Genomic DNA, 14,798 nt, shown 5'->3' on the forward strand with positions numbered 1-14,798 from the left:
GATTCTAAATCGCAGGCCGCTGGTTGCTTTTCATGGATGCTTGGTTTCGCTTTAGCTCGCTGCGCCCGGCGAGAGGGCAGACTGCGCTTTTTGATTCACGCGGATGCGACCTTGCTTCTGGTACTGATCGACAAGCGTGGTGACAAAGACTTCAAACATTTCACTGCGACGCTGATCTAGCAGCTTCTCTCGAGTCTGATCCATGTTCTTGGTGATGTCCTCAGGGGTTGGCAGCTGCTTGTCGACCAGCCTTGCGATGATTCCAGTGCGACCAGTGTTGATGGGATTGCTGATCTGCCCGCTGTTGAGATCGAACAATCCTGGGGCCACCGAAGACAACTGGCCGATATCCGGGACCTGCCCGGTGCGGCCAACCAAGTCACTCGTCTTCACCGGAATGCCGAGTTCCTTGGCCGCCTTTGCCAGGTCGTTGTTCTCGGCCCGGGCTTTGTCGGCGAGCTCGCTGGTCTTGCGGGCGAGCAGCTGCGGCAATTGCTGCTGACGATAATCCGTCAAGAGCGTCGATTTAAATTCGTCAAAGTTCGGAGCATGCGCCGCTTTCACGTCATTCACCTGGAAGACCGCGATACCTTCCCCAGTGGAAGCAATTTGAGGTGCAGTGCCCGGCTTTGCCGTAAATGCTGACGTCAGCATCTTTGACCCGTCCGCCAAGCCAGGAACGATAGCGCCCTGCTGAATGTAATCGGTAGTGACAACCTGCAAGTGGTGAGCTTCGGCGGTCTTGGCCAAGCCATTTTTCTGTGCTTCGTTCGCCAGCTGCTGTGCGTATGCCTGTTCTTGCGCGCCTTCTTTTTGTCGGGTGAGCAGCGCTACAATCGTCGACTTCACCTCATCGAGCGGCCGGGTATGAGCAGTCTGCTTCTCTTCCACCTGGAGGATGTGATACCCGTACTTGGTCTTGATGACGTTCGATAGCTGGCCGGGTTGCAGGCTGAACGCTGCCTGGTCGAACTCCGGAACGGTAGCGCCGCGTTTCAGAAAACCGAGTTCCCCGCCCTCGTCCTTGCTGCCTGGATCGTCTGAATTCTTTTTTGCAAGGTCAGCGAAGTTGGCGCCGCCTTTGATTTGCTTCAATAAGTCTTCGGCTTTCGCCTTGGCGGCGGCATCAGTTTTAGCATCAGCGCCCGAGTCGACCTTGATAAGGATGTGACGGACCTTGACCTGTTCGTCGACTTGATATTCCTTCAGATGCTGATTGTAATATTGCTGGACCTCAGCGTCGGTCACCTGTGGGGCGCCTCCCGGTTCTTGACCGTCGGCAAAGGCGATATAGGTAATTTTGCGCGCTTCCGGAACGGCCGTAGCGTACTTGGCGGCATTCGTCTTGAAGAATGTTTGTAGCTCGGCTTCGGAAGGGTTGATCTGTTTCTCAAGGTCGGTAGAACTGATCACTGCGTAGTCGAATTTAATCTTGGTTCCCTGCTCGATGTAATAATCTCGCACCTCCGCATCCGAAACTGTAATGCCGCCGGTCACCATCGACCTTAACCGATTTTCCTCGATTTCCTTCTTGACCTCGGTTTCGAACTTTTGCGTGGAGATGTTAAATTGCTGCGAAATCAACTCGCGGTACTTGTCATCTCCTATGTATTGGCCTTTCGGAAAGAGAACCTGCCCATACATTCCAGAATGCAGAAACTGCCGCAACCCCTCATCGGTGACTCGCAGTCCCAACCGGTTCGCCTCTTGCAGGACCACGGCTTGCTGGATCATGCTTTGACCGACGCGCTGCATCATGTAAGGCAATACGAAATCCGGCAGCTTCTGGCGCTGCAACATCTGGGCGGCAATCTGCTGCACATCCGTGCTGGAAATGTCCGTGGACGAGCCTACGTACTTCGAGAGCCATCCACGCTCCCGGACCGTGGCATAGGTATCGGCTGCCGAGGCGGAATCATTGAAGATGCCGGGCACCAGCGTGATCACCATCGTGATGCACGCGACGGCGATGATAACGACGAAAATGCTTTTGACAAGTCGATTGTCTTTTTGTAGAAAACGGATCATGAAGAGGTGACGACCTTTAATGTGCGTAGCACACGGGTTGGCCCTGTCTTGCGACCACAGGCTCGATACCTCAAAAGTATAAAGCAGTCCGGGCTATGCTCGCTTGAATTGAAGTGAATCCCTCATCCCGGTTGATTAATCCAGGGTGATTAAGGTGATCTCGGGCGGGCACCGGAACCGGAAAGGGACTTCGACTGTACCGATGCCACGGGTCACGTAGAGCTGCAGATCGCCAAGCCTGAACAGACCTTCAACGTATTTCTCTCCAAGTGGCGGCAAGTGGTTCAGCGGCAGGAACGGGATGCGAATCTGGCCGCCGTGGGTGTGGCCCGAGAGCATCAGGTCGACACCCGAACCGCGAACCTGGTCAGCATAGTCGGGTTCGTGGGCCATAAGAATCAGCGGCTCCGTCGCGCGGTCGCGCTGCTTAGGAATCGCCGCTGCGAGATCGGCCTGCTTCCCGATGAGTATGTCGGCAACGCCTGCGATCCACAATCGCGCCGCGCCGCGCTCAACGGGCACTGAGCTGTTATGGAGTACTTCAATACCTCGAGTTCTCAGCGCATCGGTGACGTCGGCAATCCCGACCATGGCGTCGTGGTTTCCCATCACGGCGAATTTTTTTTTGCACTCCAGGCGGGCCAGCAGATCGGCGCAATGGTAGGCGAACTGAGCGGAGATCCGCCGCACCATCGGACCCGCGCTAATGAAGTCTCCGGTGAGTGCAACCAGGTCAGGCCGCAATGCATTTGTGGCCTTAATACAGGCGCGGATGAAGCTTGGTTCGGAATATTCTCCGTAGTGGAAATCGGCGAGCTGGGCGATGCGAAAGCCCTTGAAATCCGGGGGGAGATTCGGGAGCTTGACGGTGACGTGCTGAATGTCGATCCAGTGGCGCTCGACCTCTCCAGAGTAGAGGATGAGGCCTCCGACCGCGAGTGCGCCAGCCTTCAGAAATGTGCGGCGACTCGGATTTCTTAAGGAGGATTCTGTCATTTAATTCTTCAGTTTTGATACCAAAATCAGGGCAGAAAAAAGGCTCTTTTAGCGCCATTTTGATGTGCTAGAGAGGGTTTATGGTCGACGCTTAAACCATTTTATCGGATCCGGCGAGCCATATTCCCGAACCGGTACAACTGAGCGATTGTTTTTGGAATCACATCCGGTGTTACAGGAGAGACGAAAAAATGGCAACCGAGAACAATGTCGATCCAGCCGGAACCGGGCAGCAAGGCGCGGGTATGCCGGCAGGCACACAGGCGGACATTCCAGTGCACATAGAGGGAGAGCCTGAGCACAAGCTCGAGCATTCCGCAGACCATGCAGCGCGGAGAGGCCTGGAACGGCAGCACCGCGAAGATCCCACCGAATTCACAAAGTAGCCAGGTAGTTACAGTTTCCGCCCAGTTCAGCCGCGCTGGACTGGGCGGAACTGTGTTACCCAACTGACTGGCAACCTCGCCTTCCCGCCGCCGTTCTTCTACCATCCTCGCCGAGCTTCTTCGGGCGCGGAACTGCTTGCACTTTCCCCCAGGGTTCATCGATACTCATGGGGATGAATCCACGGCAACGGAATCCGCTTATTTCCCGTACCGCTCCATGTTGTCTCCGCGCGCGGACCTGCGTGATTTCTGGCTGTTCCCCGATTTAGCCCCCCAGCCAGTAGATCCAAGCCCGCGGCGTGCGTCCGTGGACTTTTGCCTTTTGTACCGGAATCGACTTTTCCCCAGGAGCTCATGCATGTCTGAAGACCTCGCCTCGAAGCAGCATTTTGCAACCCTCGCTGTCCATGCCGGGCAGACGGCGGACCCTACTACCGGATCGCGCGCGGTCCCGATCTACCAGACGACTTCGTATGTTTTTCAGGATGCCGACCACGCGGCGCGACTTTTCGGCCTGCAGGAGTTCGGGAACATCTACACGCGAATCATGAACCCGACCACCGACGTCTTCGAGAAGCGGATCGCGGCGCTCGAGGGCGGGGCCGCGGCTCTGGCGACAGCGAGCGGGCAGGCGGCGGAGACGCTCGCGATCACCAATCTCGCCAACGCCGGCGAGGAAATCATCTCGACGACTTCGCTCTATGGCGGCACGTACAACCTCTTCCACTACACGCTGCCCAAGTACGGCATCCAGGTGCGGTTCGCCGACGCCGATGACTTTGATGGAATTCGCGCAGCGATCAATGACAAGACCCGGGCCATTTACACCGAGACCTTAGGCAACCCAAAGTTGGACATCGCGGACATCGAGACGCTCGCCGCAATCGCGCATGAACATGGTCTGCCGCTGATCATCGACAATACCAGTGTCTCTCCGGCGCTGTCGCGGCCGATTGAGTGGGGCGCCGATATTGTGGTCGAATCAGCGACCAAGTATATTGGCGGCCATGGCACTTCGATCGGCGGCATCATTATCGATGCAGGCAAGTTCGATTGGAAGGCCTCGGGGCGCTTTCGCGATTTCAGCGCACCAGACCCTTCCTACCACGGCATCTCCTACACCGAAGCGTTTGGGCCGCTGGCGTTCATCCTTAAGGCACGGGTGCAGGGGCTCCGCGATACCGGAGCGGCGCTCTCGCCATTCAATGCGTTCCTCTTCCTGCAAGGGGTGGAGACGCTCCACTTGCGGATGGAGCGGCACTCACAGAACGCGCTAGGAGTGGCGAAGTTTCTCGAGCAGCATCCTGGAGTCGAGTGGGTGAACTATCCCGGACTAGCCTCGAGCAAATACTACGAGCGAGCCAAGAAGTATCTGCCTGACGGGCAGAGCGGCCTGGTGACCTTCGGCATCAAGCCGGGTAAGACCGGCGACGCTTATGAGGCAGGCAAAAAGCTGATCAATTCGCTAAAGCTGTTTTCCCTTCTGGCGAATATCGGCGACGCGAAGTCGCTGGTGATCCATCCTGCCTCCACTACCCATCAGCAGCTCACAGTCGAGGAGCAGCTGACGACTGGAGTGATGCCGGAGCTGGTGCGGCTCTCGGTGGGGATCGAGGACCTGCGTGACATTCTCGCTGATCTGGATCAGGCAATCGAGGCGGCGAACGGCCAGGCATCAGGCAAGCCCGAGTCCGTCAAGGCTGAGGAGATCAAGGCTGAGGGGATCAAGGCTGAGGGGATCAAGGCTGAGGGGATCAAGGCCGAGGCGCTTGCGGCGAAGTGAGCACCTCGGCCATGCGGACGGCGCCCCAACCGGCGATCGAGGGCGACTTCGCGCTGCCTGATGTGTTCCCGCTGGAGTCAGGGGGGACGCTGCGCGGCGCTCGCCTCCGCTACGCCATTTATGGCAAGATCAACGCCGCGGCGGACAATGTCGTGCTGGTCTGCCATGCGCTTTCGGGTTCGGCGCTGGTGGCGGAGTGGTGGCCAGCCATCTTCTCCCTCCCCGGAGTGATCGATCCCGACCACGATGCGGTACTGGGGGTCAACATCCTGGGCTCGTGCTACGGCTCGACCGGGCCCGCTTCGATCGATCCTGCCACTGGCAGACCCTATGGGAACCGGTTCCCGCTGGTGGAGATCCGGGACATTGTTCGATCGCAGGCATTGCTGCTGGATTTTCTTGGCATCGCGCGGCTCAAATCCGCTGTTGGGGCTTCGATCGGCGGCATGCAGGTGCTGGAGTGGGCGATCCAATTCCCTTCCCGCGTGGCCCGGGCGACGGCGATTGCGGTGGCTCCGCTGAACGCAATGGGGCTCGGGTTGAACCACCTGCAACGTCAAGCAATCATGCTCGACCCGGAGTGGAGGGACGGGAACTATGCCCCTGACCGGCAGCCTCAACGTGGATTGGCCCTGGCCCGCGCCCTGGCGGTCTGTTCGTACAAATCCGAGGCCTTATTCGAGGAGCGCTTTGGACGCAAGCCGGACCGCAGCGGCGAGGACCCATGGACAGGCAACGGACGCTTTGACGTGGCCGGGTATCTCGATCATCAGGGAGAGAAATTCTATTCGCGCTTCGATGCGAACTCGTATCTGGCGATTACGAGGATGATGGACTTATTCGATCCGGCGCGAGGATTTGTCTCTGCTTTGCAGGCGTGGCAGCGGGTGGAAGCCGCGGTGACGCTGGTGGGCATCTCCTCGGACTGGCTCTTCCCGCCGGGCGATGTGGTTGCGCTAAGCGAGGCGATGCGGGCGGCGGGCGCGCGGTGCAGCTATCGCGAACTGGTCTCCGATCATGGACATGATGCCTTCCTGGCGGAGCCGGAGTTGCTGATTGAGGTGCTTCGGGGTGGAGAGAAGACGGGTTAGGTTCGGGAAGCTGGACAACCGGGTTCTTTTCTGCCGCCGAGGAAGGATCGCAGATCCCTCCAACTTTGCTCTTTCAGCGAAAACGAACGTTATGCATGGGTCACGGGCAAGCGTCAAATTCTTTCGCGGCCTGTGAGCTCTTCATTGCGCTCGGTTGATTGGGATGACTCTGGGCGAGGTTCAATGAGCGCGTTCGCTGGGAGTCATTCATCGAAGACAAGGGGAAGAGAGATCGGCGGAAGCTAGCCGACTTCTCATTATTATCCCGGTCGCTGACTGCATTGGCGATTTATCACTGATTGAGATTGGCGCCTCGGAAGTAGTCACGCACGAATGGACAGCGCCTGGAAGCCGCTAAGAACGTATGGCACCCTCAATCGAAGCGTCGACTCTTGGCAGACGCCATCCCTCGACAATGCCCCAAACAGCGGCGATGGTGACCAACATACTACGAAAAAGATGCGCCATTTGAAGTTGTTGGTATGCCTTTAGTGTGAACCCATGTTCTTGAATATCTCCTTGCGCGCCTGCCGCGAACGGTGTGCTAAGGATGTTCAGTACAAGCAGTGTTGCCATGCCCCAAAGGACGCGGCGCGAGATCCGACCTGGCTCGCCCCAGAGTCCCAGCATCGCCAATAGGCACATTAGACCGTAGGGCAACACAACGATCGGCAATCGGGTGGTATAGCCGCGGCTGAACGCTTGCAGGGCGACATCACCAAGTGCACTCATGTCCACATGGATGCGGTAGACGTTAAAGTACAGTAACCAGCCGACGCCGACATTCCACCACATCAACGCCACGTTGGCACCTTGAAGCCTGGTTGCTGCCGCGGCGCGGATCCAAATGGGCGTTGGACGCCGCGTGGCCACCACAAATCCAACAGCCACTACGTACAGCAACATCGAGGCGACTAGCATTCCGAGGAAGATCACAAAATATAGTGGCATGTCGCAAATTCCCCTTCTAAGTGCAGCAAATCAGTGCGCCGAAACATGACTGCATGATTAATGCAGAAGATGGCGGAGTCGGGCGCAACCCCAATCTGACGACAAGTACGTCATATCGAAGAAACGGCCTCGGCGTTTGTTCGCGGACGTCGCCTTCTATATTGCCGCAATCGCTGATCGCAGGACAGGCAATTCGGATCAAGCGTACCTCACGAGGGCATCTTTCTCGCCCATGCTTCCATCCCTTCAGAACGAGCTGGTCATATCCGGAGAACCCATGGGAAGGCGAGACAATGTAACCAGCGATATAATTCGGGCGTATGCTACCAATCATTATGCGCAAGTTCGACGTGGATGATCGCTTGCTTGGGTAACGACGAGTCGCCAGTGGCAAGCAATCTACCCGTTCGTTCTGAATTGTTGAGAACAGGCCAATGCACTTATTCAGTATCGATCAGTACTCATAAACGCCGATGGCTCCTTCCATCTCGGCGGGCTTAGTAGGTGCTCCGCGATTGTCTAAAAGGGTCCGCAGGCGTCGGCGCCTAGCCGTATTAGCATTGGAGCATGACAGAGCGACCGAATCCTGTCTTCCGCATGATGCCCAGCTTGACACTGATGGGCACGATGGCTATCTACGATTCGCAGGCGGATGTTACTGAGCAAGTCCCGCAGCAGTGGCGCATGTTTCGGTTGACCCATCCAGCGCTTGACAGCAACACGCAGTTCTACGGCGCATCGCCCTGCACCGACGATCACAAGATCCATTACCTGACGGGCGTTGCGGAGGTATACGCACAGAGCGTAATGAACGGTCAGCGTCTCAACCTCGAGGCGGGAGAGTACGCAGTCGTTTTAGTAGACGACCCAGGCTTGCTTCGCGAGACCTGGGTCTGGCTGCTGAGAAGTTGGCTTCCCTCGTCCGGACGTCGAGAAAAGCACGCACCGGAGTTTGAGCGGTTTACAAGCATCTCGGAGGATGGTACCCCCATTGGGCCGGTCGAAATCTGGATTCCGCTCGAGCCGTTGACAGATCCTTAGGAAATTCGTTCTCCGGCCTATGCTCGCCGCGAGGCCCGCGCCAGTGCTTGGGTGTCGATATACTCCCGGATCTTCGTGAGTTTGCCTTCTCGAACAGTAATGTCGAAGACCCAGTCGTCCTTGAAGGGCTTATTCGTGGCTTTGATCTCTCCTATAGCGATGCCGATGGCCAGAACCCGGTCTCCCTGCGCTAAGAATTCGGGTGGCATTGGGTACGACATTTCAACCGTTTGATTAGCCTTCTCAAGTACCTCCTCCAATCCCGCGTGTCCGCGGTAGGCGCCGGCCAGCGGCCAGTCCTCGCCTGGAATGATCCACTCAATGTCTTCGGCGACCAGCGCTAGCATGGCTTGCTTATCGCCGCTTCCTATTGCTGCGAAGAAGTCTTTTACAACCTGTACATTCTCATCGATGCTCATCGAATCTCTCCTTTGCTTCACGAAGCGGTCCGATCGAATGGAACGTTTTGGAATCATCCTTCTCGGACCAAATCACACGGTTGAAAATCGATTACTGCTGCTTCTTGAAGAGATCCTGAAAGATGAGTGGTCCCCAGGTGCGGCCGCGTGCGTGCACGAGCCATCCGCCCTCGTTCAGCTTTCCCAGCTTGACGGGAGCGAACCCGAGTTGTTTGGCCAGGTCCGCAACGGGAGCGATCGCGTCTTCATCGTCGCTTGATAGAAAGACGACCCGATGACCACCGTCGACGACCGGATCGGTCGCCAGGGCGGCTGCAGGCAGGTGATTGAACCCTTTCACGAGACTGGCGCCGGGGAATGACTTTGCCGCGAAGGCGGAAGATGGGAGACCATCGAGTTCCTCTGGCGGGATGGGGAATGAGTTCATCGTGTCGATGATCGTCTTGCCGTCCCAGCTCGGCAGGGCCTTCGCAATCTCGCGATGTTCACCGAACGGGACCGCCAGGATGATGGTGTCGGCCTCGAGGGCTTTCTCGAGCGACTTGGCAACGACCGTGGGTCCAATCGCCCGAGTCTGCGGCGCCAATTCTTCAGGCGGTCGGCGGCTGGCGACGGTCACATCAAGGTTTTTACGGGCGAAGGCTTGGGCGAGGGCCTGGCCTATTTTGCCGAATCCAACAATTGCGTAGCTCATGTTTATCTCCGATACTTTTGGTGCTGGTTGTTGCTGATCGAGTTCCGGTGAGTGCGTTAGCGATCATCCGCTCACCGGGGCTCGGCGGTTTCAAACGGCGGTCATGCCGCCATCGACGAACAACTCCACCCCATTCACGTAACTGGAGTCGTCTGAAGCAAGGAACAAGGCAACCGTCGCAATCTCGTCGGGCTGGCCCATTTTTCCTCGAGGAATCAGCGACTCGAAGAAGTCCCGTGCCTCTTTGGTGAGAACTTCTTCCTGCATCGGTGAGGCGACAGCCCCCGGCACCAGCAGGTTCACCCGGATATGTCTGCCCTTCAGTTCGTTGACCCACGTGCGAGCGAAGGAGCGCAAGGCCAACTTGCTCGCGGCGTAGACACCGAAACCGGGGAAACCCTTGGCCGAAGCATTGGATCCGGTCATGATGATCGATCCGCCATCGCTGAACAGCGGCAATGCCTTCTGAACTGTAAACAGCGTGCCGCGCACATTCAGGTCGAAGGCCGCATCGAAGTGCTCCTCGGTAATCTGCCCCAGTGGGAGTGGCTCGCCCTTGCCGGCGCTCGCGAAGAGGATGTCGATCTTGCCCTTCTCGCGCTTGACCGTATCGAACAGGCGGTCGAGATCGTCGAGATTGGCTGCGTCGCCGCGCACGCCGGTCACGTTCCGGCCAATCGTCTTGACGGCCTCATCGAGCTGCTCCCGTCTCCGGCCGGTGATGTAAACGTAGGCGCCTTCTTGAACAAACAGCATGGCGCTGGCCAGCGCCATGCCGCTCGATCCACCCGTGATGACTGCTACTTTTCCATCGAGCTTTCCCATGATTTTCCCTTAATGAATGTGTGATATTCGGTGCGATAAAGTTCTTTCCCGGTGGTCTGGCAGATGAGCCAGTTTTGACGATTTGGCGGCTGCTTCAGACGGCCGAGAAGCCGCCGTCGACAGCGAAGTCCATTCCATTCACGTAGCTCGAATCGTCTGAAGCAAGAAAGAGCGCTGCCGCGGCGATCTCCTCAGGACGACCCATCTTTCCGCGGGGGATCAGGGACTCGAACATCTCCCTCGTTGCCTGGTCGAGACGCCGGGAATCCGGGGTGTCGACCTGCCCCGGGCTCAGCACGTTCACCCGGATTTTTCTGCCCTTCAATTCGTTGAGCCACGTGCGTGCAAAGGAGCGCAAGGCCGCCTTGCTCGCCGCGTACACGCCGAAGCCAGGGAATCCTTTCACCGACGCGACCGATCCGGTCAAGATAATCGATCCGCCGTCGTTGATCAGCGGCAACGCCTTTTGAGCGGTGAATAAGGTTCCGCGCACAATCAGGCCGAACTCCCCATCAAAGTGCTGCTCAGTAATTTCGCCAAGCACGGCGGCTTCGCCCTTACCTGCACTCGCAAAGAGAACGTCGATCTTGCCCTTTTCTCGCTTGACCGTGTCGAACAGACGGTCGAGATCTTCGAGATTGGCCGCGTCGCCGCGCACGGCGGTCACGTTGCGGCCTATCAATTTGACGGCATCATCGAGCTGCTGCTGCCTCCTGCCGGTAATGAAAACGTAGGCGCCTTCTTCAACGAACAGCTTGGCGCTCGCCAGCGCCAGGCCGCTTGATCCACCCGTGATGACTGCAACCTTACCGTTTAGCTTTCCCATCATGACTCCTCTTCGCAATGTGTGTCGCATTCAGTACAGTAGAGTAGAGTTCTTTAGTGGTGGACGAGAACTGCTCCGGAGTCTAAATTTTTTGTCCATTCGTCCAGATCAGGTAGCCTAAAGTGGATCCAATCACAGATATCTTCAGAACGATGCACGTCACCGCTTTCGGTCTGCACAGGCTCGAAGCCACGGCCCCATGGGGCGTAAAACAGGAGAACCAGACCGAAGAAAAGGGCACGCCTTCCGGCAAGAGGATGCCACCTGCGGATCTGGCGCACTTCGCCATGCTTTCTCGCGGCAACTGCTGGCTGAGTGTGGAAGGGGTTCCGGAGCCGATTCCCCTCACCGGTGGTGATTGCTTTTTGCTGGCGCGGGGGACTTCGATCGTTTTGCGCGACAGCCCGCGCACACGGCCAAGGTCGACCTTCCGCGAGATCGGGGCCACGGCCAACGGCAATGTCGCTCTTTATGGAGGCGGTGGCGCACCGACGACGATCGTGTGCGGGTCCTTGAGTTTCGATCGCGCCAGCCTGAAGCCGCTTTCCCAGTTATTGCCGAGCTTCATTCTGATGAAGGCCGATCAGGCTCGTACGCTTGCTCTTCACATCACCGTACAGGCGCTGGCTTCGGAGATGGCGGAACAGTCGCCGGGATCTGAAGTGGTGGCGAATCGGCTGGCCGAGGTTCTGTTTATCCAGGTACTCCGGGCGCATATTGCGTCGGGATCGGAACGCAACCAAGGCCCCAAACGCAACGGGGGCCCTGAACGCAAGAGTGGATGGCTGCGTGCAATTTTCGATCCCCAGGTAGGCACTGCCCTGAGTGCCGTTCACGACCGAGTGAGTACACCTTGGACGGTCGAATCCCTGGCGGAAGCGGCGGGCATGTCGCGCTCCGCATTCGCAGCACGTTTTAAAGAGCTACTCGGACAGACACCGCTCGAATACGTAACCGAGTGGCGGATGCAGAAGGCGATGCAGTTACTCGAACAGCGGGACAAGAAGCTGATAGACGTTGCCCGGCTGGTCGGTTACGAGTCCCACGCTGCGTTCAGTAAGGCGTTCAAGCGGGTTGTCGGGGCCAACCCTGGTCAGTACCTCAAACGTGGTTTTGAACGCGACGGTCGCGCCGCAATAGCGGAAGATTTTTGAAGCGGAGAATTGCGGCTTTCCGCTAGACGCGGTCGTACGGCAACTTCGATGCGAAGCCCCGTTCACTGCTCGCGCAGCAGGGCCAGAGGATTGACCCCGAGGGCTCGCTGCGCCGGAATCCATGTGGCAAACATCCCTATCAGCAGCATCGCCAAAACGACACCGGCCAAGACCAGCGGATCGTAGGGAGTTGCCTGATAAACGATGAGAGCCAGCACCCGGCTCCCCATAACTCCCAAGACCAGCCCCGCTGCCGAACCGATGGCGAACAACCTAAGGGGCAGTCCCAGTGCAGCCTGCAAAACTTCCCTGCGCTGGGCGCCGAGGGCGATGCGGATTCCCAATTCCCGAAGTCGCTTGCTCACTGAATATGCCGCCAGTCCAAAGATGCCGGTGATCGACAGCATGGCGCCCATGATGCCCAGCACGCCGAGCGAAACTGTCGCCATGCGCGAGGGGAACAAAGTTCCTCCCAGTTCTGTGCTCCAGGGCCGAATCGCCAAAACCATGCCGGGGTCGATGTCGCGAAGCACCCCTCTTACCGCCGCGGCAAGTTCCTGGGGGTCGCGGTTTGAACGCACCACCAGCCATGTCCAACTAGCCGGCGACTGCAGAAGAGGCAGGAACATCGCGGGCTTCCGGGCTTCGGTGAGGTTGGCGTATTTTCCGTCTTCGACCAGCCCCACCACCCGCACGCGGGCACCATCCTGCAGCTTGAAATACCGGCCGACCGCGTCTGGTACGGAGCCCAGTATCCTGCGTGCGAACTCGCGGTTCACCACGGCTACGCGCGGGGCATTTGCGTCGTCATGCCAAGAAAAGGCCCTACCCGCCAATAAAGATGTCCCGGATGCGCGGAAGTAGTCTGGAGATATGTTGAACATATTCGGGTCGGCCGCAGCATTCGATGGCCTCAGATCTTCGGTTGTGTCGGTATAGACAAGCCCCTGCCAAGTACCGGGAGGTTCTAACGGCGGATAGTTCACCGATCCTACGGAGTCCACGCCAGGAATCGCTTGCACGGCATCGATCATGCGCCGCTGCATTGCGGGTACTCTGTCGCCGCTGTAGCCGGCCGTGGTCAGATCGGTATCCACCAACATCGCATTCCGCGGCTCAAAACCAAAGTTGCTGTGCATAGCGCGCAAGAGTCCACGCACAGCAACCATCGATGAAGTGACCAGCACGGCACAGATCGCAATCTGGACGACAAGCAATACGTCTCGCACGGTCATTCGGCGTCCGAACGCGCCGGCCGCTCCAGCTTTGACGATCTCGTAGGGATTCGCCCGGAGGATCTGGCGGACTGGAACAATTCCGGAAAGAACTCCGCTGACCAATGCCAGGACGAAAGCTACCAGATAGACGTTCCCATCCGGAGTTACCGGCACATGGAGTGGGTATCGGGGAAATGGCTGCCACACGCTCAGCCGGCGCAATAGCAGGAGGCTTGCCGCGAGTCCGGCTACGCCTCCTGCCAACGAAAGCAGGAAGGATTCGGTGAACAACTGGCGCAAAATGCGATTCCGGCTCGAACCAAGAGCCAGCCGCAAGGCCAATTCGCGAGAACGGTCAGCGGCCCGCGCAGCAAACAGACTGCCCAGGTTGGCACAGGCCGCTAACAGGATCAATACCGAGAGCAGCATCAATCCGGCGAGAAAAGCGCGCGTTGGCCCGTTCAAATAGTCGCCGTGAAGACCTGGCCGCGCCAGCGTATAGGAGCCGTCACTTTCTTCTTTGGGATAGCTTTTCTTAAGATAGGAATTCACGGAGTTCAGATCAGCGGTGGCCTGCGCCGGAGTGACTCCCGGCCTCAGACGCCCCACCATCTCAAACATCCAATGGGCTCCGCGCGCGTTCAATATCGTCGCGTCGCCGGATAACTGCTCGTGATTCAAGATGGGCACGAAGACATCCGATGCGAAGAAGAGAATGGTCCCCTGAAATCCGGGAGGCGCAACGCCAAGGATGGTGAATGGGTGCCTGTTCAGCCGAACAACGCGGCCCACCACACCTCGATCATCCTGAAAATGGCTGTGCCAATATGCGTAGGAGAGGACGATATACGGCGCGCTGTTTGGGCCATGCTCATCGGACGCGTGGAAGAATCGCCCAAGGTAGGGTTGAGTACGCAATACGTCGAAATAGTTTGCGCTGGTCTCGTATTCCCACACATTGGATGGATCGTTGCCGGTATCCAGCCCGGATTGAGAGATAGCAAAGACAGCGACATCGTCGAAGCTCTGATTGCGCTGGCGAAGGTCGCGATAGTCGGGATAGGAGTGTGAGGCGACGTCGCTCCCGTGCTGGATCACGAAAAGCCGCTCGGCCTGAGGCACATTCAGCGGGCGCAGAATGAGGGCATTTAGTACGCCGAAGACGAGGGCATTCGCTCCAATGGCAAGTGCCAGCGTCAACACTGCGGCGATGGCGAAGCCGGGAGACTTGCGCAGTTGGCGTAGGGCGAATCGCAGATCCTGCAGCAGGGTGGTCATGTCAAGCTCCGGTTATCGACTGTCCATTGAGGAAAAGGATGGCAATTCGAGAGCCATAGTGGCTTTGACGCAAGTCTCTGGAAATCGATCGGCTTACGAAATTTAGCAG

13 protein-coding genes are annotated in these 14,798 nt (G+C 58.0%); 5 read left to right on the forward strand and 8 right to left on the reverse strand.

Features of this window, described 5'->3' with window-relative positions:
- Window positions 1-51: 51 nt before the first annotated feature.
- Together ACPOL_RS26155 and ACPOL_RS26160 are read right to left on the reverse strand one after the other, a co-directional pair.
- Window positions 52-2,028: a peptidyl-prolyl cis-trans isomerase gene (locus tag ACPOL_RS26155; RefSeq protein WP_114209655.1), complete on the reverse strand. Its 1,977-nt coding sequence runs from the start codon at window positions 2,026-2,028 to the stop codon at window positions 52-54.
- Between the two features lie 135 nt (window positions 2,029-2,163).
- Window positions 2,164-3,024: a metallophosphoesterase gene (locus ACPOL_RS26160; protein WP_114209656.1), complete on the reverse strand. Its 861-nt coding sequence runs from the start codon at window positions 3,022-3,024 to the stop codon at window positions 2,164-2,166.
- Window positions 3,025-3,215: 191 nt separating this feature from the next.
- Between ACPOL_RS26160 and ACPOL_RS26165 the strand changes: the two genes are divergently transcribed.
- From ACPOL_RS26165 to metX, 3 genes are all read left to right on the forward strand, one after another.
- Complete coding sequence (locus ACPOL_RS26165) at window positions 3,216-3,410, forward strand: hypothetical protein (RefSeq protein WP_114209657.1); 195 nt, start codon at window positions 3,216-3,218, stop codon at window positions 3,408-3,410.
- A 358-nt stretch (window positions 3,411-3,768) separates the two neighbouring features.
- The gene (locus tag ACPOL_RS26170; RefSeq protein WP_114209658.1) at window positions 3,769-5,193 is read left to right on the forward strand and encodes a homocysteine synthase; all 1,425 of its coding nucleotides are present in this window, start codon (window positions 3,769-3,771) and stop codon (window positions 5,191-5,193) included.
- 11 nt (window positions 5,194-5,204) lie between these two features.
- Complete coding sequence (gene metX, locus ACPOL_RS26175) at window positions 5,205-6,284, forward strand: homoserine O-acetyltransferase MetX (protein ID WP_114211075.1); 1,080 nt, start codon at window positions 5,205-5,207, stop codon at window positions 6,282-6,284.
- Between the two features lie 354 nt (window positions 6,285-6,638).
- On the opposite strand, the gene ACPOL_RS26180 is transcribed toward metX, so the two are convergent.
- A complete protein-coding gene (locus ACPOL_RS26180; RefSeq protein ID WP_114209659.1) occupies window positions 6,639-7,235 on the reverse strand; it encodes a hypothetical protein in 597 nt (198 codons plus the stop codon).
- 567 nt (window positions 7,236-7,802) lie between these two features.
- On the opposite strand from ACPOL_RS26180, the gene ACPOL_RS26190 reads away from it, so the two are divergent.
- Window positions 7,803-8,276 (forward strand): GyrI-like domain-containing protein, encoded by a 474-nt coding sequence (locus tag ACPOL_RS26190; RefSeq protein WP_114209661.1) that lies wholly within the window; start codon window positions 7,803-7,805, stop codon window positions 8,274-8,276.
- Between the two features lie 17 nt (window positions 8,277-8,293).
- On the opposite strand, the gene ACPOL_RS26195 is transcribed toward ACPOL_RS26190, so the two are convergent.
- The 4 genes from ACPOL_RS26195 to ACPOL_RS26210 form a co-directional block, all read right to left on the reverse strand.
- Window positions 8,294-8,695: a nuclear transport factor 2 family protein gene (locus ACPOL_RS26195; RefSeq protein ID WP_114209662.1), complete on the reverse strand. Its 402-nt coding sequence runs from the start codon at window positions 8,693-8,695 to the stop codon at window positions 8,294-8,296.
- 91 nt (window positions 8,696-8,786) lie between these two features.
- Complete coding sequence (locus ACPOL_RS26200) at window positions 8,787-9,389, reverse strand: NADPH-dependent F420 reductase (RefSeq protein WP_114209663.1); 603 nt, start codon at window positions 9,387-9,389, stop codon at window positions 8,787-8,789.
- A 90-nt stretch (window positions 9,390-9,479) separates the two neighbouring features.
- Complete coding sequence (locus tag ACPOL_RS26205; RefSeq protein WP_114209664.1) at window positions 9,480-10,214, reverse strand: SDR family NAD(P)-dependent oxidoreductase; 735 nt, start codon at window positions 10,212-10,214, stop codon at window positions 9,480-9,482.
- A gap of 94 nt (window positions 10,215-10,308) precedes the next feature.
- Entirely contained in the window at window positions 10,309-11,040 is a 732-nt protein-coding gene (locus ACPOL_RS26210) for an SDR family NAD(P)-dependent oxidoreductase (protein WP_114209665.1), read from the reverse strand.
- A gap of 122 nt (window positions 11,041-11,162) precedes the next feature.
- On the opposite strand from ACPOL_RS26210, the gene ACPOL_RS26215 reads away from it, so the two are divergent.
- On the forward strand, window positions 11,163-12,194 hold the full coding sequence (locus ACPOL_RS26215) for an AraC family transcriptional regulator (protein WP_114209666.1): 1,032 nt from the start codon (window positions 11,163-11,165) through the stop codon (window positions 12,192-12,194).
- A gap of 62 nt (window positions 12,195-12,256) precedes the next feature.
- Here the strand turns inward: ACPOL_RS26215 and ACPOL_RS26220 are convergent, their stop codons facing one another.
- A complete protein-coding gene (locus tag ACPOL_RS26220) occupies window positions 12,257-14,689 on the reverse strand; it encodes an ABC transporter permease (RefSeq protein ID WP_114209667.1) in 2,433 nt (810 codons plus the stop codon).
- Window positions 14,690-14,798 lie beyond the last annotated feature (109 nt).

Source organism: Acidisarcina polymorpha (assembly GCF_003330725.1).
Lineage (GTDB): Bacteria > Acidobacteriota > Terriglobia > Terriglobales > Acidobacteriaceae > Acidisarcina > Acidisarcina polymorpha.